The 19,457-nt window shown below is 61.5% G+C and carries 16 protein-coding genes; 7 read left to right on the top strand and 9 right to left on the bottom strand.

Features of this window, described 5'->3' with window-relative positions:
• Window positions 1-185 precede the first annotated feature (185 nt).
• The 7 genes from FXO12_RS11205 to FXO12_RS11175 all read right to left on the bottom strand — a co-directional run bounded on the left by FXO12_RS11205 (window position 186) and on the right by FXO12_RS11175 (window position 7,953).
• Window positions 186-1,820, bottom strand: a complete 1,635-nt coding sequence (locus FXO12_RS11205) for an ATP-dependent DNA ligase (RefSeq protein WP_057975612.1) — start codon at window positions 1,818-1,820, stop codon at window positions 186-188.
• Window positions 1,817-2,821 (bottom strand): ligase-associated DNA damage response exonuclease, encoded by a 1,005-nt coding sequence (locus FXO12_RS11200; protein WP_054897985.1) that lies wholly within the window; start codon window positions 2,819-2,821, stop codon window positions 1,817-1,819. The genes FXO12_RS11205 and FXO12_RS11200 overlap by 4 nt, the downstream gene beginning before the upstream one ends.
• 770 nt (window positions 2,822-3,591) lie before the next feature.
• Window positions 3,592-6,033: a penicillin acylase family protein gene (locus tag FXO12_RS11195; protein ID WP_057975614.1), complete on the bottom strand. Its 2,442-nt coding sequence runs from the start codon at window positions 6,031-6,033 to the stop codon at window positions 3,592-3,594.
• Between the two features lie 240 nt (window positions 6,034-6,273).
• A complete protein-coding gene (locus FXO12_RS11190) occupies window positions 6,274-6,480 on the bottom strand; it encodes an SEC-C metal-binding domain-containing protein (protein WP_057975615.1) in 207 nt (68 codons plus the stop codon).
• Window positions 6,477-6,959, bottom strand: coding sequence for an LEA type 2 family protein (locus FXO12_RS11185; protein WP_057975616.1), 483 nt, complete (start codon window positions 6,957-6,959; stop codon window positions 6,477-6,479). Before FXO12_RS11185 ends, FXO12_RS11190 begins: the two co-directional genes overlap by 4 nt.
• Window positions 6,960-6,980: 21 nt before the next feature.
• Window positions 6,981-7,451, bottom strand: coding sequence for a YchJ family protein (locus FXO12_RS11180; protein ID WP_034125936.1), 471 nt, complete (start codon window positions 7,449-7,451; stop codon window positions 6,981-6,983).
• 4 nt (window positions 7,452-7,455) lie between these two features.
• Entirely contained in the window at window positions 7,456-7,953 is a 498-nt protein-coding gene (locus tag FXO12_RS11175) for a DUF6231 family protein (protein ID WP_057975617.1), read from the bottom strand.
• Window positions 7,954-8,132: 179 nt separating this feature from the next.
• On the opposite strand from FXO12_RS11175, the gene FXO12_RS11170 reads away from it, so the two are divergent.
• Window positions 8,133-8,891 carry a hypothetical protein gene (locus tag FXO12_RS11170; protein ID WP_034125938.1) on the top strand — a complete coding sequence of 253 codons (759 nt, stop codon included), beginning with the start codon at window positions 8,133-8,135 and terminating at the stop codon, window positions 8,889-8,891.
• 117 nt (window positions 8,892-9,008) lie between these two features.
• Here the strand turns inward: FXO12_RS11170 and FXO12_RS11165 are convergent, their stop codons facing one another.
• Window positions 9,009-9,473: a CopD family protein gene (locus FXO12_RS11165; RefSeq protein ID WP_019817847.1), complete on the bottom strand. Its 465-nt coding sequence runs from the start codon at window positions 9,471-9,473 to the stop codon at window positions 9,009-9,011.
• Between the two features lie 99 nt (window positions 9,474-9,572).
• On the opposite strand from FXO12_RS11165, the gene dinG reads away from it, so the two are divergent.
• The 6 genes from dinG to FXO12_RS11135 all read left to right on the top strand — a co-directional run bounded on the left by dinG (window position 9,573) and on the right by FXO12_RS11135 (window position 18,031).
• Entirely contained in the window at window positions 9,573-11,717 is a 2,145-nt protein-coding gene (dinG, locus tag FXO12_RS11160) for an ATP-dependent DNA helicase DinG (RefSeq protein ID WP_014717263.1), read from the top strand.
• A gap of 88 nt (window positions 11,718-11,805) precedes the next feature.
• Window positions 11,806-14,103 carry a beta-galactosidase gene (locus FXO12_RS11155; protein ID WP_057975618.1) on the top strand — a complete coding sequence of 766 codons (2,298 nt, stop codon included), beginning with the start codon at window positions 11,806-11,808 and terminating at the stop codon, window positions 14,101-14,103.
• Between the two features lie 82 nt (window positions 14,104-14,185).
• Window positions 14,186-15,331, top strand: a complete 1,146-nt coding sequence (locus FXO12_RS11150) for a serine hydrolase domain-containing protein (RefSeq protein ID WP_057975619.1) — start codon at window positions 14,186-14,188, stop codon at window positions 15,329-15,331.
• A gap of 143 nt (window positions 15,332-15,474) precedes the next feature.
• Window positions 15,475-16,626, top strand: a complete 1,152-nt coding sequence (locus FXO12_RS11145; RefSeq protein ID WP_072446883.1) for an OmpA family protein — start codon at window positions 15,475-15,477, stop codon at window positions 16,624-16,626.
• Between the two features lie 27 nt (window positions 16,627-16,653).
• Window positions 16,654-17,301, top strand: coding sequence for a pyridoxamine 5'-phosphate oxidase (gene pdxH / locus FXO12_RS11140; protein WP_057975621.1), 648 nt, complete (start codon window positions 16,654-16,656; stop codon window positions 17,299-17,301).
• 265 nt (window positions 17,302-17,566) lie between these two features.
• The gene (locus tag FXO12_RS11135) at window positions 17,567-18,031 is read left to right on the top strand and encodes a glycine zipper 2TM domain-containing protein (RefSeq protein WP_003189251.1); all 465 of its coding nucleotides are present in this window, start codon (window positions 17,567-17,569) and stop codon (window positions 18,029-18,031) included.
• A 173-nt stretch (window positions 18,032-18,204) separates the two neighbouring features.
• Here the strand turns inward: FXO12_RS11135 and nhaA are convergent, their stop codons facing one another.
• On the bottom strand, window positions 18,205-19,389 hold the full coding sequence (nhaA, locus tag FXO12_RS11130; RefSeq protein WP_057975622.1) for a Na+/H+ antiporter NhaA: 1,185 nt from the start codon (window positions 19,387-19,389) through the stop codon (window positions 18,205-18,207).
• Window positions 19,390-19,457: the final 68 nt, after the last annotated feature.

Raw genomic sequence — 19,457 nt, 5'->3', positions numbered from 1 at the left:
AGGACTGTTACTGAACGGTGTCAGACCCATCACAAGTAGCAATTTCTGCACCATAGTTCCGGATGGGCTTTTTAAACGGTGGGATAAGGCAGTTCCAAGTGTAGGCGGCGCCCAAAAATGGGCGTCAGCAAATGAGCGCACTATTTCGGGTCAAAGGTAGACCAGGCATGTGGGAGCGGGCTATGTCAAGTCAGCAAGTCTTGTAGCGTGGCCAGGTTGTCCGCTTCATCCACCGCCTTGTCCTGGCGCCAGCGCAGCATCCGCGGAAACCGCACCGCAATCCCGCTCTTGTGCCGCTTGGACAGGGCAATCCCTTCAAAACCCAACTCAAACACCATGCTGGGCGTCACGCTGCTGACCGGGCCGAACTTCTCCACCGTGGTTTTGCGCACAATGGCGTCGACCTTGCGCATTTCCTCGTCGGTAAGCCCGGAATACGCCTTGGCGAACGGCACCAGGGTGCGCTCGCTTCCCGGTGGGCCGTCCCATACCGCGAAGGTGTAGTCGCTGTAGAGGCTGGCGCGCCGGCCATGGCCGCGCTGGGCGTAGATCAACACGGCGTCGACGCTGAAGGGGTCGACCTTCCACTTCCACCACAGGCCCATGTCTTTGGTGCGGCCCACGCCGTAGAGGCCGTTGCGATCCTTGAGCATCATGCCTTCCACGCCCAGGCTGCGAGAGGCTTCGCGCTGCTCGGCCAAGGCTGCCCAGGTTTTGCCTTCCAGCAAGGGCGAAGGCAATAACACCGGTTGGTTGCACGTAGCGATCACCTGTTCCAATTGGGGGCGACGTTCGGCCTGGATGTGGTTGCGCCAGTCGTCGCCCTGATACTCCAGCAAGTCGTAGGCGAGCACCGCCACTGGCGCATCCTCAAGGACTTTTTTACTCAGGGTCTTGCGGCCAATGCGCTGTTGCAGCAGCGCGAAGGGTTGCACCGAGTCTTTCCACACCACGATTTCGCCATCGATCACCGTACCGTCGGGCAGGCCACTGACCAGGCTATGGAGTTCGGGGAAGCGTTCAGTCAGCAACTCTTCACCGCGAGACCAGACCCACAGGCGTCCCTCGCGCTTGACCAGTTGTGCGCGAATGCCATCAAACTTCCATTCCACCTGCCAATCGGCGGGTGAACCGAGCAGCGTGTCGAATTGCTCCACCGGTTGCGCCAGCCCGTGAGCCAGAAAAAACGGATAGGGTTGCCCGCCACGTTGCGCGTGTTCGTCGGACGATTCGGCGGCGATCAGCTTGAGATAGCCCTCGGCTGTGGGACGGTTCGACAAATCGGTGTAGCCCACTAGCCGCTGCGCCACGCGTTTGCTGTCGAGATCGGCCATGGCGGCGAGGGCGCGGGTCACCAGCAGTTTGGATACCCCGACCCGGAAGCTGCCGGTGATCAATTTGATGCACACCATCAGGCTCGGTTGGTCCAGTTGCGCCCACAGCGCCGGCAGCCGGTCTGCAAGGTCCAAGGGTGGCAGACCGCGCAGGGGCAGCAATTTTTCTTCCAGCCACACGGCCAGGCCGTCTTCGGATGTGTAGGTGGATTCTGGCAGGAGCAGTGAGATGGTCTCGGCCAAGTCACCTACGGACTGGTAGCTCTCTTCGAACAGCCAGGGTTCGATACCTGCCGCTTCGGTGGCCATGTCCCGTAGCAGGCGCGTCGGCACCAGCTGTCGTGGCCTCCCGCCGCTAAGAAAGTAAACGGCCCAAGCGGCATCTGCTGGCGGCGCCTGCAGAAAGTAGGCTTGCAGGGCGGCGAGCTTGGCATTGCTGGAAGTGGTGGCGTCGAGGTTGGCGTACAGCTCAGCGAAGGCTTTCATGCCGTGGCCTCTTCTTCGTCATCGCCGTATTCGGTGCTGAAGCCTTGGGCATCCAAGCCCTTTTCCCGCAGGTGGCGTACCAACACACCGACCGAGCCATGGGTGACCATCACCCGTTGTGCCCCGGTTTGTTCGATGGCCCATAACAGGCCCGGCCAGTCGGCGTGGTCCGAGAGCACGAAGCCACGGTCCACGCCGCGCCGCCGTCTGGTACCGCGCAGGCGCATCCAGCCGCTGGCGAAGGCGTCGCTGTAGTCGCCAAAGCGGCGCATCCAGGTACTGCCTCCAGCGGAGGGCGGGGCGATGATCAGGGCTTGGCGCAGCAGTGGGTCGGTCTTTTTGAAGTCGCCGGCATACAGCGTCTCGGGGATGTAGATGCCCGCTTCGCGGTACACCCGGTTCAACGGTTCGACCGCGCCGTGGCTGAGGATCGGGCCGATGCTGGCGTCCAGCCCATGGAGGATGCGTTGGGCCTTGCCGAAGGAGTAGCAGAACAACACGCTGGCTTTGCCGCTGGCGATATTGGCCTGCCACCAGTCATTGATCCCGGCAAAAATCTGCGCCTGGGGCTGCCAGCGGTAAATCGGCAGGCCGAAGGTGGATTCGGTGATAAAGGTGTGGCAACGCACCGGTTCGAAGGGCGCGCAGGTACCATCGGGTTCGACCTTGTAGTCGCCGGACGCCACCCAGACCTCGCCCTGGTATTCCAGGCGTACCTGGGCCGAGCCCAGTACATGCCCGGCGGGATGGAAACTCAAAGTCACGCCGTGATGCACCAACCGTTCACCGTAGGCCAGGGTTTGCAGGTTGATGTCCTGGCCCAGGCGCCAGCGCAGGATACCTTCGCCGGGGGCGGCGGCCAGGTAGTGTTGATTGCCGGTGCGGGCGTGGTCGCCGTGGGCGTGGGTGATGACCGCACGTTCCACTGGACGCCAGGGGTCGATATAAAAATCACCGGCAGGGCAGTAGAGGCCTTCGGGGCGGGCGATGACAAGGTCCATGGGGTTGCCGGGGCGGTGGGCTTGTTAGTTATGAGGCGGGGCTGGGTGCAGAAGTTCTATCTGAATGCAGGTAGTACAAATGTGGGAGTTGGCTTGCCTGCGATGACGGTCTGAAAGCCGACACCTATCTACCTGACACCCGACGATCCAACTGTGGGAGCTGGCTTGCCTGCGATGGCGGCCTGACAGCCGAAGCTGTTATCTGTGTACATATCCATTTCTGCGGTAACGGCCACTTAGGGTTCCGCTTTTACAGCGGGTCACTTTTGGAAAAGAGCCCCAAAAGTAACCAAAAAGGCTCTTGCCCCACCACTCGGCACCTCGCTTGGACTCGGTGTGCCCGTAATTCGCCAGTGATTTGGGGGGCCGCCGCCACGCGCCATCCATGGCGCGGGGCGGCTAAACCGGCATCCCTGCCGGTTTACCCCCCAAATCACTGTCGAATTCCGGCCAGCGTGGTTTGACGGGGCGCCTAAGATCAAGATCAAAAGCAGATCAAGAGCAAGATCAAGAGCGGCTCGCTTCGCATCGTGGTTACCGTCGGCTGCTATCGCAGGCAAGCCACAATGCCAGTCAGTCAAGCGGTCATCGCCGACTGTAGGAGCGAGCTTGCTCGCGAAAATCGTCAACGATAACGCGTGCTTGCTGAATGAAAGCGGCGCCTGTGAGTTTTTCGCGAGCAAGCTCGCTCCTACAAAAAGCCCTTAACTGACTGGTATTGAGGCAAGCCAGCTCCCACAGCGTTATCCAGTTTCGTCAGGGAAGCCCGGTTACTTACCAGGCGTCAGGGTCAACCTTGTCTTGCCATACACCTTTTCAAAGTTCTGCGGCTGCATCGGAAAGCTCAGGTATTGCGCCTTCAGCGACGGGTCGATGCCATTGACATAGTTGGGGCTGGCCGGGTTGCCGGATTGGCCGATGCCGCCCTGGCCCATCATCGGTTCCACTTGGCCGAAGTCGATGATCATGCGCAGCGCCGACACCTGGGTCGCGTTGAAATCCTGGCCCCAGCTATACGGCGCCGGGTTCAAGGTGTTGTGGTCGCCACCGCTGGCAAAGGGGCCGCGGAGGACCTGGCCGCTGGTGTTTTTCCATGTGGTGCTGTGCAGTTTGCCCCACTGCCAGGCCTTGTGGTCGGCGCCCAATTGGCTGTCGCCAGTGGTGATGGCGGCGGCCAGGGTGCGAGCCAGGATCGCGGGTTTGTCTTCTATTTGCGGTGTACGCGTGTCATCCCAGAATGGGCTGTCTTCACGGCCCAGCAGGTGGTCGGCGATGGCCGAGTAGGACAGGCTGGCGTTGCTGACGAAGGCTTTCCAACTGGCGCTGTTTTCCGGGCCGAGTTTGTCGAGGAAGATCTGCCGGGCGCTTTCCTGCAGGAACAGTTCGTAGATTGCCGCGTCAGCCGAGGTGGTTGCCAGCCGACCATCGAAGGTCATCAGGCGCTCCAGTGCTTCGCGGGCCTTGGCACGTTCCGCTGTCGGCAGGGCCTCGATGGCCTGCTTGAGCGGCTGGGCCATGCCGGGTGCCTGGAACATGTTCTTGAGCTTGGCGGCGAAGAGGGTGGTCTGGTCGTATTGCATGGCGATCAGGCTGCGGCTGTCATGCTTGCCGGCGTTGGCCAGTTGCGCCAGGCGCTCGCTGCGCTCCGGTGCATCCCAGGCGTTGGACAGTTGCATGCCGTAGCCACGCGGAGCGGTACGCTGGTTGGCGGTGCCGATCCAGCCTTGGGCCGGGTCCTGATCGTACGGGTGCAGCATCGCGTCGGCGTAGCCGTCCCAGTCAAAGCGCGTGTCCCAGCCCGGCGATGGCAACAGGCCTTCGCCTTCGCGGCGGTTGGGGAAACGGCCGGTGACCTGCCAGCCGATGTTGCTGGCGTCGGCGAAGATCATGTTCAGGGCGATGGCGCGAATCTCGCGGGTAGCATCCGAGGCCTTGCCGGCGTTTTGTGCGCGGGACAGGTCGAAGAACGCATCCAGGCTCTTGTCGTCCTTGAAGTCGGCGGTTTGCAAGGCCAGGCCAAGACCGCTGGTGAGCGCCTGGCTGCTGTTGAGCAGAGCGCCGTGGCGGGTTTCGTACACCACTTCGCGAATCGAGCGCTGGCCCTTGATGAAGAAGGTTTCGTTGCGCACGCCGGCCGGCAGCCATTTGCCGTTGTTCTCGTAGTACAGCGCACTGCCCTGGCGTTTGACCTTCTCCAGGAACAGGTCCTGGGTGTCGCCCTTGACCGCGCTCATGCTCCACGCCACTTTGCCGTTGAAACCCGCCAGCAGGGTCGGCAGGCCGGCAATCGAAGCACCGACGGCCTGGTATTTGGGCGCACGAATCTGCACGTAGTTCCACGGCGACGGTGCTTGTGGCTGCGCGGCGATATCGTTGGCCAACAGGCTTTTGCCGCTGCGGCTGCGTTGTGGGCCAATGGCCCAGTTGCTTGAGGTGGTGACGCCCAGGGCATTGAGGTCGCGCAATTGCTGGCCCACCGTCTCCAGCCCGGCGAGGCCGGTGATCTGGTTCAGGTTGACGCCTTTGAGCTTGTCGGCTTCGGCCAGCGGGACGGGTTCGTCCGGTGCGCTTGGGGTGAGCCAGGCCAGTTTATCGACGCCGACCTTCTGCGCCAGCACCAGGGACGAAAGCTCCTCCTGCAAGTTGCTCGACTGGCTGAAATTGAGCAGGCAGAACAGCAGCGCCGAATCTTCCGGCTTCCAGTACTCGGGCTTGTAGCCGCTCTGGGCCAGGTCCGTCGGCAACTTGTCGCGATAACGGAACAGGTAGGCGTTGACGCCTCGGGCATACACTTCAAAGAAGCGTTTGAGGCGCGGCGATGAGGCGCTATACAACTCGCCAGCGCTTTTCTTGAGGTTGACCGCCCGCATGAAACGGTCGACGTCCAGCACTTGCGGCCCCGACATTTCCGCCAGGCGGCCCTGGGCCAGCAGGCGCAGGGTGACCATCTGGGTGATGCGGTCGCTGGCGTGCACGTAACCGAGGCTGAACAGTGCGTCGTGGAAGGTGTTGCTTTCGATCAGCGGCATGCCTTGGGCATTGCGGCGCACCGACACATTCTGTGCCAGGCCCTTGATTGGCTGCACGCCAGCAACGGGCGGCAGGGTGTCCTGGGTGTTCTGGAGCTGGCAACCGGCCAGGCCCAAGGCACTGACCACTGCCGCGGCAACGCCGAACCGGGGAAGAAAATGTAAGAGGGCTGGCGAGGCCATGGCAAAGCTCCTGCGGGGGGGTAGCGTCAGTAAAGGCGCTACGTTAGTGAGCGCGGCGAAACGACGCAAGCGGGAGTTTTGGCAATTGCGTGAGAACTTGAAACAGCCACCAATCGAGGTGGCTTAAGGTTTTGTAGGAGCGAGCTTGCTCGCGAGAAACCCATAGGCGCCGCGTTTACTCAGAAAACGCGCGCTATCGTTGACGTTTTTCGCGAGCAAGCTCGCTCCTACCCGTGCGGTTTAAGCACCGTGGCACTTCTTGAATTTCTTTTCGCTGCCGCACGGGCAAGGATCGTTGCGGCCTACGTCCTTCAACGCATTGCGCACCGGCTCTTGATGAGCGTGGCCGCAGTTCGGGCCGTGGACATGGCCGTGGTCGTGATCATGATCATGGTGGTCGTGATCGTGGTTGCAGTCAGGACCATGGACATGGGGTTGCTGTGTCATCGATGTTGCTCCGGAATAAAATCGCCGGGGATTATCTCGCCATTGTGTGCCACCTGCACGTCATTACCGATGAATAATCCGGTTTTCAGTTCGCCCTCTAAACGATAAGGCACGGGCCGGTCGGGATTTTTCAGCATCTGCACCACCTCACGCACCTGTGGCCAGAGGTTGGTGCGCACCGAGACCTTGAAGAATTTATGACCGCGTGGCGGTACGGTCAGCCACTCGTTGGACTCGCCTTCGGTCAACACCAGATTGCCCAGGCTGACCTTGTAGACCAGGCCGCGCACGGTCAGGTCGGCGTCGTCGCGGTTGTCCACGCGAAAGTACAGCTTGAATTTCTGTTCCAGCAGCTTGGCCCGCACCACTTCGACCTTGACCAGGGAAACGTGGGGGGGCGGCGCGTCGTCTTCGAACCAGGACGCGCAGCCGGTCAGGGCCAGGGTCAACGCCAGCATCAAGCTATACATCCGAAGCATGGCGCTATCCCCGTCGAGTGATTAGAAGTAGCTGGAACAGCACTTCTTGAATTTCTGCCCGCTGCCACACAAACAGGCATCGTTACGTCCTGCCTTCACTTCTACCGTAGGGTCGATGAAGTACCAGCGCCCTTCATTCTGTACGAAAGAAGACTGCTCGCGGTGACTATGTTCACCGGCAGCGTCATGCCAGCGCGCGGTAAAGGTGACAAAGGCGTGCTCAGGCTGGCCGCCGAATACCTCTGAGCTTTCCACCTCCAGGCCCAGCCAGGTGCTCTGGGCACTCCAGGCGGCAATGGCGTCGCGGTCCAGGCCGGCCTGTTGCGCAGGCAGCGTAGTGGCGACCAGGTAATCGACCAGGCCCAGCACATAGGCGCTGTAGCGCGAGCGCATCAACGCGCTGGCGCAGGGGGCCGGGTGGCCGGCGTGATAATGGCCGCAGCAGGCATCCAGCAGATTGCCGCTGCCGCACGGGCAAATGGATGTACTCATCGGGTTACCACCAATACTTTCCGAAGTTTTCCGGGTTGGCCCAGAAGCGGGCGTTGAGCCAGTCCGGCACCTGTTTATAGTCAAGCAGATCATAGGTAAACAGCGTCAGCACCTGATCATCGCGTTGGAAGCGTTCGCCGGCTTGCAGGGCCAGGGAGAAAAAGTCGGTGTCCTTCCAGTCGCAGGCACCCAGGTCGACCAGCACGGCAATGCGGCTGGCGTTGAGGTTACGGATGCCTCCGAGCAGGGTCAGGCCCTGGGGTTTGGACAGGTGCTCCAGGCAGTCGACCACCAGCGCGAGGTCAAAGCGCTGCACCGCGAGGTCTTCCGGCAACGGCCCTGGCGAGGCATAGAACACCTCGGTATCCGCGTGCGCAGCCCGGAAGGCATCCAGCGCCGGAAATTGGCTGGCGCCCACTAACAACAGGCGTTTTGGCCTGTGAAGGTCCAGCAGGGCCGCCAAGGCTTGTTGGGGCGTACGGGCAGAAATTCCAGCGGTCATTGCAGATCCTCGCATCAAGACCGTAGAGACTAGCGCGGCTGGGCGCGTGGGCCTAGAGCGCGGCGGTCGATACCCACCGAGGTGGAATTGAAGTTTTTTGATCCTTCACTGGCAAATCGCCGGTAGAAGTCGTTACTGTGCGCTCAAAGAAAAATTTGAAAACACTCAGGAGCCCCATGATGCGTAAGGTTTTTCTGTTGGCCCTGTTGGTCAGCCCCGTTGCCCTGGCCCAGAGTGTCAGTGTCGAAACCAACTCGTTGATGCGCTTGCCCAGCAGTACCAGCGTGTTGCAGCTCGAGCGCCTGGACGTGGCGGACTACGGCACCTTGCTGATTCCGGCCACCATCAGCCAGGTCACGGTGGATGAGCTGCACTTGGGGCGCGACGCACGCATCACCATTGTGCCTGGCAATACCGCCTTGCAAATGCAGGTACGCGAGGCGCAGTTGGAGCACGGTAGCCAGATCACCTCACGGGGCGCCCCCGGCACCCACGAAAAACCCGCCAAGGCTGGACGTGATCTGACCTTGCGCATTAACTCGCTGACTGCCGAAGCGCTGTCGGTGGATGCCCGTGGTGGCGCTGGAGCCCAAGGATATGCGGGCCTGGACGGTGCCAACGGCGTGGACCCGGGTTGCACCTGGGGTTCAGCCGGGCGCGGCTTTAATGGCGATAACGGCGGCGATGGCCGGCCAGGGGCAGCGGGCGCCCAGGTACGCCTGGAGTTGCCACAGGAATTCCCGGCCGAACAGATCAAGGTCTGGGTCGATGGCGGGGCTGGAGGTCTGGCGGGTGTTGCAGGTAAACCCGGCAAGGGCGGGCAGTCCAAGGGCTGCCTGGTGTACCGCGCGGACGGCGGCGAAAAGGGCCGACCAGGGTTGGAGGGGCAACCGGGGCCGGCTGGGCCTGCGGGGTCTGTGACTATCCAGCGGCTGTAGGAGCCAGCTTGCTCGCGAAAAACGTCAACGATAACGCGTGCTTCCTGAATAAACGCGGCGTCTGTGAGTTTTTCGCGAGCAAGCTCGCTCCTACACGCGTTAGGGCAAGCCAACAGCTCAGAACATCGGCCGAGCCGAAGCCACCGCCACCACCACCAACCCCACGATCAAATTAATCCCCACCAACCTGCGAATCTGCCCCAGCGCAGCCGCGCCCGCCGGCCAATCCTCAGCCGCCACCGCTGCCTTCAGCTCCGGGAACTTCAAGGCCTGGATTCGGATAAACAACGCCGTCATCACCAGATACAACCCCATCATCACCTGCACATAACGCGGCGCGGTCTCAAACCCACTGAAGCGCAGTTGCAGCAAACCGATGCCGCTGATCGGTAAAAGCACCACCGCCACCCACACCCACACAAAAAAACGTTGAAACACATTTGCCCACAGCTTGAGCCGGGCAGGGCCCTCAAGCGCCGCCATGGCGGCGGGGCGCAGGATCATCCAGGCGAAAAACATGCCGCCGACCCAGATCAAGGCGGCCAGTACATGCAGGGTATAAGCGAGGCTAAACGCGGTCATTGTGGTACTCCGTTCTGCGCGGGATTAATTAGCGGGGTATGATAGCGGCCGATCCGAACCACTGAAAATTTATCCAGCGTTTTTTGCGCCCGACTATCCATGATCAGCACTGAACTCAAAACCACGATCCAGGGCGCCTATTCGCGTTTTCTCGAAGCCAAGAGCTTGAAACCGCGCTACGGCCAACGCCTGATGATCGCCGAAGTGGCAAAAGTCCTCGGGGATATCGACACCGACGACGAAGGCCGCCGCGAGGGTGAGCCTGCGGTAGTGGCCGTCGAGGCCGGTACCGGTACCGGCAAGACCGTGGCCTACAGCCTGGCCGCGATCCCTACGGCCAAGGCTGCTGGCAAGCGATTGGTGATTGCCACCGCTACCGTCGCGCTGCAAGAGCAGATTGTCTACAAAGACTTGCCCGACCTGATGCGCAACAGCGGCTTGAGCTTTACCTTCGCCCTGGCCAAGGGCCGTGGCCGCTATATGTGCCTGTCCAAGCTCGACGTATTGCTGCAGGAAGGCCACGCCCAAACCGCCACTGCCTCCTTGTTCGAAGAAGAAGGCTTCAAGATCGAGGTGGATGAGGCCAGCCAGAAGCTGTTTACCAGCATGATCGAGAAGCTGGCCGGCAACAAATGGGACGGCGACCGCGACAGTTGGCCCACCGCCCTGGAAGATTCAGACTGGGCGCGCCTGACCACCGACCACAGCCAATGCACCAACCGCCATTGCCCCAACTTCGGCCAGTGCGCCTTCTACAAGGCGCGCGAAGGCATGGGCAAGGTAGATGTCATCGTCACCAACCACGATATGGTATTGGCTGACTTGGCCCTGGGTGGCGGTGCGGTACTGCCCGACCCACGCGACACCCTCTATGTGTTCGACGAAGGCCACCACCTGCCAGACAAGGCCATTGGCCATTTCGCCCATTACACCCGCTTGCGCTCCACGGCCGACTGGCTGGAAACCACTGCCAAGAACCTCACCAAGTTACTGGCCCAGCACCCGTTGCCCGGCGACCTGGGCAAGTTGATCGAGCAAGTGCCGGAGCTGGCGCGCGAGATCAAGACCCAGCAGCAGTTCATGTTCAGCGCCTGCGAGCAGGTGGCGGACTTCAAGCCCGGTGAAGACGTCGAAGGCCGAGAGCGCCCGCGTCACCGTTTTGTCGGCGGGATGATTCCCGAGCACATGCGCGAAATGGGCATCGAGCTGAAGAAAGGCTTTTCACGCCTCACCGACCTGTTCACGCGCCTGACGGACTTGCTCAAGGAAGGCATGGATGGCGAGGTCAATATCGGCATCGCCAGCAACCAGGCCGAAGAGTGGTACCCCTTGTTCGGCAGCCTGCTGTCTCGTTCCCAAGGCAATTGGGAGCTGTGGACCGCCTTCACCGTCGAAGACCCGGAAGACAACCCGCCCATGGCCCGTTGGCTGACGTTGTCGGAAAGCGGTGCGCTGTTCGATATCGAGGTCAACGCCAGTCCGATCCTCGCCGCTGAAATGCTGCGCCGCAACCTGTGGAACGTCGCCTACGGCTGCCTGGTAACCTCGGCCACGCTGACGGCCCTGGGCACCTTTGACCGCTTCCGCATGCGCGCCGGCCTGCCGAAAAAGGCCGTTACCGCCGTGGTGCCCAGCCCGTTTCATCACGCTGACGCCGGCGTGCTGCGGGTGCCAGACCTCAAGGCCGACCCACGGGACGCTGCGGCACACACGGCGGCGATCATTCGCGATCTGCCGTCGTTGGTGGAAGGCTCCCGCGGCACCCTGGTGCTGTTCTCGTCGCGCAAACAGATGCAGGACGTGTTCGACGGCCTCGACCGCGACTGGCGCAAGCAGGTGTTTATCCAGGGCAACCTGTCCAAGCAGGAAACCCTGAACAAGCACAAGGCGCGGGTCGACGGTGGGGATTCCAGTGTGTTGTTCGGCCTGGCCAGCTTTGCCGAAGGCGTGGACTTGCCCGGTGCCTACTGCGAACACGTGGTGATCGCCAAAATCCCGTTCTCGGTGCCGGATGACCCGGTCGAGGCCGCACTGGCCGAATGGATCGAAGCCCGGGGCGGCAACCCGTTCATGGAAATCTCGGTGCCGGATGCTTCACTGAAGCTGGTGCAGGCCTGCGGGCGTCTGCTGCGTACCGAAGAAGACCGCGGCACCATCACCTTGCTCGACCGTCGCCTGGTTACCCAGCGCTATGGCAAGGCGATCCTCAATGCATTGCCGCCGTTCAGGCGCGAAATTTCTTAAGCCACCGTGGGCGGATTCGCCCACTCTGTGGTCTATCTCATCACTATCATCAGGCCAGTCATCGGCCGTTTGGGAGAACCTTGTTCGTATGATTCGCACGCTGCCCGCTCTTTTTGCCCTGCTGTTCGCTGCGCCGTTGATGGCGGCGCCCGAGGGGCAACAAACGCTGTTCAACTTCGTCCGGCCTGCCGATGTGGTCAAGGTGGCGACCCAGGACGCCAGCCTGCCGCAATACAATGCCGAACAAACGCCCGAAGGCGAGGTGCTGCGCCGCATCACCTTCAACCCAGCGGCCGAGCCGAGCCTGGTGCTCAGCCCGCAGACGGGGACGTGGGACTGGTCGCAATCGAGCGCCATGAGCCTGCGTATCCAGAGCGCGATGAACTGGGCACTGACCCTTTACGTCAAGGTGCAGAGCGCCGACGGCAAGACGCTCGTCAGCCGCATCGACCTGCCTGCCGGCCCGGCCCAGACGCTGCTCGTCCCGCTGCAAGCCAACTCACCGCTGAGCCAGGGCATGAAGGCCGGCCCGCCGATGCCGATGACCGTGGATGGCCAGCGGGTGTTGCTGGCCGCCAGCGCCGGAGAAATCGACCGCAGCCAGGTCGTCTCGGTGACCCTGTCGATGCTCAAGCCCAATGCCGCTCAAAGTATCCTGCTGGAGCGCTTTGGCGTGCAGGACAGCGAGCCGGTATTGAAGGCTGCCTACACTGAACTGGTGGATGCCTATGGCCAATCCAACCGCGCACGCTGGCCGGAGAGGGTCAGCAGTGACGAGCAACTCAAGGCATCGGCCGCCAAGGAAAAACAGCAGCTCAAGACCTGGCTGGCCGAGCGGGACAAGTCCTCCCTGGATCAATACGGTGGCTGGAAGAAGGGCCCGGCCTTCGATGCCAGCGGTTTTTTCCGCACCCAGAAGCGCGACGGCCGCTGGTACCTGGTGACGCCGCAGGGGCATCCGTTCTACTCGCTGGGGGTGAACACCGTGGCGCCGGACAACAGCCAGACCTACGTGGCGGGGCGCGAGTGGATGTTCGCGGCGCTGCCCAAGGCCGGCGAACCCTTTGACAAGTACTACGGCAGCGACGACAGCCGCACCGGCAACGGCGCCGGTGAAGGCCGCGGTTTTGGCTCGGGGCGTTGGTACGATTTCTATGGGGCCAACTTGCAGCGCACTTACGGCGGTGACGCGTTGGACCAGCCACGCTGGGTGACCCATACCCTCGATCGCCTGCAAGCCTGGGGCTTCAACACCGTCGGCAACTGGAGCGATCCGGACCTGGCTACTGCCGACCGCGTGCCGTACACCTTGCCGCTGTCGATTGTCGGTGACTATGCCAGCATCAGCACCGGCACCGACTGGTGGGGCGGCATGCCCGATCCGTTCGACCCGCGCTTTGCCATGGCCACCGAGCGCGCAGTGGCTATTGCCGCACGCGATCACCGTGACGATCCTTGGCTGATCGGTTTCTTTGCCGACAACGAACTGGCCTGGGCCGGTCCTGGCGAGGATGCAAAATCTCGCTACGCCCTGGCGTACGGCACCCTGCGCATGACCACCGACGTGCCGGCCAAGCGCGCCTTCCTCAAGCAACTGCGCGATAAATATCGCAATGAAGAGGGCCTTTCCAAAGCCTGGGGTATTCAACTGGCTGGTTGGGAACTGATGGAAGACCCAGGCTTCGAGCCGCCGATGCCCAGCCCTGAACACCCGGAAATCGAAGCCGACTTCAAGTATTTCCAGAAGACCTTCGCCGATGCTTACTTCAAGACCATTTCCGACTCGCTGAAGTGGCACGCACCCAACCAGCTGTTGCTAGGCGGCCGTTTTGCGGTGAGCACGCCCGAGGCCGTCGCTTCGTGCGCGCAGTATTGCGACGTGCTGAGCTTCAACATGTACACCTTGAAACCCCAGGACGGTTACGACTTCGCCGCCCTGCGTGCGCTGGACAAACCGGTACTGATCACCGAATTCAACTTTGGCTCCGCCGACCGCGGCCCGTTCTGGGGCGGCGTGACGCAACTGGCTCGCGAAGAGGACCGCGGCGCGGCGTACTCCACCTTCCTCAAGCAGGCAGTGGCCGAGCCGTCGATTGTCGGGGTGCATTGGTTCCAATACCTGGACCAGCCGGTAACCGGGCGTCTGCTGGATGGTGAAAACGGCCATTTCGGCCTGGTCGGCATCACCGATGTACCCTTCCAAGGCTTTGTCGAGACGGTGCGCAAGAGCAACCTGGCCGCGCTCGACCAGTTGGGCCGTGAGGCGCAAAAAGCCAAGGCCACCCAAGCGATGCGTGAAAGTGACGCCGGCAAGCCGGGGCGCGACGGCAAAGGCGCGGGGCAGGGCGCTGGGCATGCCGGTGGACACGCTGGAAACGGTCATTGATTCATCGTTGACGGGTTCACAAAACCTACAATGGCTGAAAGAATGGCGACCACTTTTCATGGTGTTTTCCGAGGGGACTTAGGTGCAGATTCAGGGTCATTACGAGCTGCAGTTCGAAGCGGTGCGCGAAGCCTTCGCCGCCCTGTTCGATGATCCTCAGGAGCGTGGTGCCGGGCTGTGCATCCAGATCGGCGGGCAAACCGTCGTCGACCTGTGGGCTGGGACTGCCGACAAGGACGGTGCCGAGGCCTGGCACAGCGATACCATCGTCAACCTGTTCTCCTGCACCAAGACCTTCGCGGCAGTGACTGCCCTGCAACTGGTGGCCGAAGGCAAGCTCAAGCTCGATGCGCCGGTAGCCGAGTACTGGCCGGAGTTTGCCGCTGCTGGCAAGGAAGCGATCACGCTGCGCCAGTTGCTCTGCCACCAGGCCGGGCTGCCGGCCATCCGCGAAATGCTGCCCACCGAAGCCTTGTACGACTGGCAATTGATGGTCGATACCCTGGCGGCAGAAGCCCCGTGGTGGACACCGGGCCAGGGCCACGGCTATGAGGCGATCACCTACGGCTGGCTGGTTGGCGAACTGTTGCGTCGCGCCGACGGGCGCGGGCCGGGGGAGTCGATCGTGGCGCGGGTGGCACGGCCATTGGGGTTGGACTTCCATGTAGGCCTGGCGGATGAAGAGTTTTATCGCGTCGCTCATATAGCGCGCAGCAAAGGCAATATGGGGGATGAAGCCGCGCAACGGTTACTTCAAGTAATGATGCGCGAGCCGGCGGCGATGACTACCCGTGCTTTTGCCAACCCACCGTCTATTCTGACCAGCACTAATAAGCCCGAATGGCGACGCATGCAGCAGCCTGCGGCGAATGGCCACGGTAATGCGCGCAGCCTGGCCGGGTTTTATAGTGGTTTGTTGGACGGTAGTTTGCTGGAAAGCGACATGCTCGAACAATTGACCCGCGAGCACAGTATCGGGCTGGATAAAACCTTATTGACCCAAACCCGCTTCGGCCTGGGCTGCATGTTGGATCAACCGCAGTTGCCCAATGCCACGTTCGGCCTCGGACCACGTGCATTCGGGCATCCCGGGGCAGGGGGCTCAGTCGGGTTTGCCGACCCTGAACATGATGTAGCCTTCGGTTTTGTGACTAATACCCTGGGTCCCTACGTACTTATGGACCCGCGGGCACAGAAGTTGGTCGGAATATTGGCCGGTTGTCTATAAACCCCTTGCTGTTTCACAATTTTTTGTTACAAAGGCAAGTATAAAAAAGATGCTGAACGACATGTTGTAACTTGAATGTTCTTTTAGCGTCTGTTTAACGGGTCCTGCGACCCTCTGGTTTTTTCTCATTTTGTGGATATCTCATGTTATCGAACAAGTCTTTGGCACTGGCGCTGTGCCTCACTATTACGGGTTGTGCACAAACTCCACAAAATGATGCCGAAGGTGGGCATTGGTGGTCATTTGGATCTGACAAAACGGCGACCAAGGATCCAGTGGCCCAGACCGACGCCAAGCCGGATGCCAAACCCGACGCCAAGCCGGCCGCCGGTGCCAAGCCTGTTGAGCCTGTCACCGCTGCTGCCGCTGCCCCGGCTGCCAAAGCCGACACCGGTTACAGCTGGTGGCCGTTTTCCACCAAGAGTGCCGAAGACAAAGCCGCCGACGCCAAGGCCGACCTGAAAGCCGACCTCAAGGCGGCAACCCCGGCCTCGGACGCCGCACCTGTCGTCGCCAAGACCGACAGCGAGCCGCGCTGGTGGTGGCCGTTCGAAAGCAAGCCAAAGCCATTGGCCAAGGTCGATGTGACCAATGTACAAATGCCTGACCCGAAGATCACCCAAGCCTGGCTGGACGAATACGAACCACGCCTGCGTGCTGCCATCAAGGACAGCAACCTGCAACTGGAGCGCCGTGACAACACCCTGGTGGTGATTGCCCCGGTAGACGGCTCCTACAACCCGAAGCGTCCGGCCATGTTGCTGCCGGTGACCCTGGGCCCGTTCACGCGGGTAGCCAAGGCCGTTGAAGCTGACCCGAAGACCGCCGTACTGGTGCTGGGCCACGTTGATGCCACGGGCAGCGCCCCGGCCAGCCAGGCGTTGAGCAAGGAACGTGCGCAGTCCATTGCCTCGATTTTCAGCCTGAGTGGTCTGAAACAGGATCGCTTGATGCTGCGTGGCATGGGCGACCTTATGCCGCGTGCCGCCAACGACAGCAATCAGGGGCGTGCGCTGAACCGTCGCATGGAAATCATGTTCACTCAGCGTACAACGATGTTGGCACTGCTGAGCAAGTACAACTCCGGCAAGACCCCGCCCGTAGCCGAAATGGTCGCGGTGCAGAATGTGCCTGCGCCAGCACCTGCGGCCAAAGCGCCTGCCAAAAAGGCCACGGCCAAGAAAGCGGCGGCCAAGCCAGCGGCTAAAAAGGCTGCGGCCAAGCCGGCTGCGAAGAAACCTGCCACGGCAAAAGCCAAGGCGGCACCCGCTTCGAACGATCAGGCGAAGAACTGAGCTGTTGAACCACAAGGATAAAGCCGCATGACCCAGGCACTGGCCGATATGCGCCGTGACTACACACGGGACGGTTTGAGCGAGGCCCAGGCCCCGGATGAGCCGTTTGCGTTGTTCCACCAATGGTTTGCTGATGCGGTGAAAACCGAACAGCCGCCAGTGGAGGCCAATGCCATGACGCTGGCGACAGTGGATCAGGACGGTCGCCCGCACTGCCGCATCCTGCTGCTCAAGGGCCTGGATGCACAGGGCTTTACCTTCTTCACCAACTATCAGAGCGCCAAGGGTGAACAACTCGCGGCGCGGCCGTTTGCGGCCATGACCTTCTTCTGGCCAACCCTGGAGCGCCAGGTACGCATTGAAGGGCGCGTGGCCAAGGTCACGCCTGCAGAGTCGGATGCTTATTATCAGGTGCGCCCATTGGGCAGCCGCCTGGGCGCCTGGGCCTCTCCGCAGAGCAAAGTCATTCGTGATCGCGAAGAGCTGCAGGCGCTGCTCAAGGCCACTGAAGAGCGTTTCAGCGATACCCAGCCCGATTGCCCCGAGCATTGGGGAGGGTACCGTTTACTGCCTGAGCGCATCGAGTTCTGGCAAGGCCGCGCCAGCCGCCTGCATGATCGCCTCAACTACCGCTTGCAAGACGGCCAATGGTGCCGCGAGCGCCTGGCGCCCTGAGCGTCACCTTTCGTCATTCCACCTGAATCAACACCGTTGCGTCGAAGTCTCTGTTCAAGAGACTTCGGACGCTTTCGGCTGTGCGGCTACACTGATCGAGCCGGTTATGGCATGGTTCCGTACCCTGGCTTGGTTACCGTTCGTCGAGTTCTCTGGTGCTGGCAGTCTGTACTCAGGCTGAATGAAAGCAAGTTTCTGCCTGGTGCGCCGTGACACGCGCCAAGCCACAGCGTTTAATGAATACCTGTCCTTTGGAGTTGATGCTATGCGTAAGTCCGTTTTACTAGTTGCCTGCTTTACCACCCTGTCGTTGCTGTTGGGTGGCTGCGCCTCGAGTCTGACCGGCGACTCGTACTCTCGTGATGAGGCGCGTCGTGTACAGACCGTTCGCATGGGCACCATCGAATCCCTGCGTCCGGTGAAGATCGAAGGCACCAAGACCCCAATCGGCGGCGCCGCGGGCGCAGTCATCGGCGGCGTTGGCGGCAGCGCCATCGGTGGCGGCCGTGGCAGCATCGTTACTGCTGTGATCGGCGCAGTTGCGGGCGGCCTGCTGGGCTCGGCCACCGAAGAAGGCCTGACCCGTACGCAGGGCGTGGAAATCACCGTGCGCGAAGACGACGGCAGCATGCGTGCCTACGTACAAGCCGTGCAGGAAAATGAAATCTTCCGCATTGGTGACCGCGTACGCATAATGACCGTCGACGGTACCAGCCGCGTTACTCGCTAAGCCTTGAGCTACAGGCGAAGAAAAACCCCCAACCGGGTGACCGGTTGGGGGTTTTTTTTGTAGGAGCGAGCTTGCTCGCGAAAAACGTTAACGATAACGCGTGCTCAATGAATGAACGCGGCGCCTCTAAGTTTTTCGCAAGCAAGCTCGCTCCTACAACTGACTGACTTCAATCATTCAACGGCCGCTTTCTTGCGACTTGCCATCGCCGTCACCGCATACCCGATGAAGGCCGCCAGGATCGACCCGGTCAGAATCCCCATGCGATCTTCACCGGCAAACTCACTGGCGCCCGGCACAAACGCCAGGGAGCCGACAAACAGGCTCATGGTGAAGCCGATCCCGCACAGGATCGCCACGCCCAGTACCTGGCCCCAACTGGCGCCGCTGGGCAGTGAGGCGATGCCGGTCTTGATCGCCAGCCAGGTGAGACCGAACACACCGACTGTCTTGCCGATCAACAGGCCCGCGGCGATGCCCATGGGCACGGAGTGGGTGAAGCTCTCCAGGCTGACACCGGTGAGTGACACACCGGCATTGGCGAACGCGAACAGCGGCAGGATGGCGTAGGCCACCCAGGGGTGCAGGGCATGTTCCAGGCTCAGCAGCGGTGAGGTTTCGGCATTCTTGGTGCGCAGTGGAATGCAGAACGCCAGGGTTACACCCGCCAAGGTCGCATGCACACCGCTCTTGAGCACGCACACCCACAGGATCAGGCCGATGATCATATACGGCCCCAGCTTGATCACGCCCAGGCGGTTCATCGCAATCAGCGCAATCAAGCACGCCCCCGCGCCCGCCAGGGATGCCGTGGACAAGTCAGCGGAATAGAACAAGGCAATGACGATGATGGCGCCAAGGTCATCAATGATCGCCAGGGTCATCAGGAACAGCTTCAGCGACACTGGTACGCGCTTGCCCAGCAGGGCCAGAACGCCCAGCGCAAAGGCAATGTCGGTGGCCATGGGGATCGCCCAGCCGGCCAGGGCGGCCGGGTTGTCCTTGTTAAGCGCCCAGTAGATCAGCGCCGGCACAACCATGCCGCCGATGGCCGCTGCGCCAGGCAGCACCACTTGCGAAGGCTTGGACAGGTGACCATCCAGCAGCTCACGCTTGACCTCCAGGCCGATCAGCAGGAAAAACAGGGCCATCAGGCCATCGTTGATCCAAAGCAGCGCCGGCTTGGCGATTTTCAACGCGCCAACCTGAGCCACCACCGGCGTGTCGAGAAAGGCGTTGTACAGGTGCGACAACGGTGAGTTGTTGATAATCAGCGCCAAAGCGGCAGCGGCGATCAACAACAGACCACTGGCGGCTTCCAGCTGGAAGAAACGGGTGAAAGTGCTACGCAGAGGCAAGGGATGCTCTCCAATCCAGGTTCAATAGGTGGGTACCCTAACCCGTACCGTTAGTTGTTAAAACAAAA

This window comes from Pseudomonas sp. J380, from assembly GCF_009827115.1.
Lineage (GTDB): Bacteria > Pseudomonadota > Gammaproteobacteria > Pseudomonadales > Pseudomonadaceae > Aquipseudomonas > Aquipseudomonas paracarnis.
Note: the sequence above shows the minus strand (reverse complement) of the source record. Positions and strands in the feature narration are given on the sequence as shown.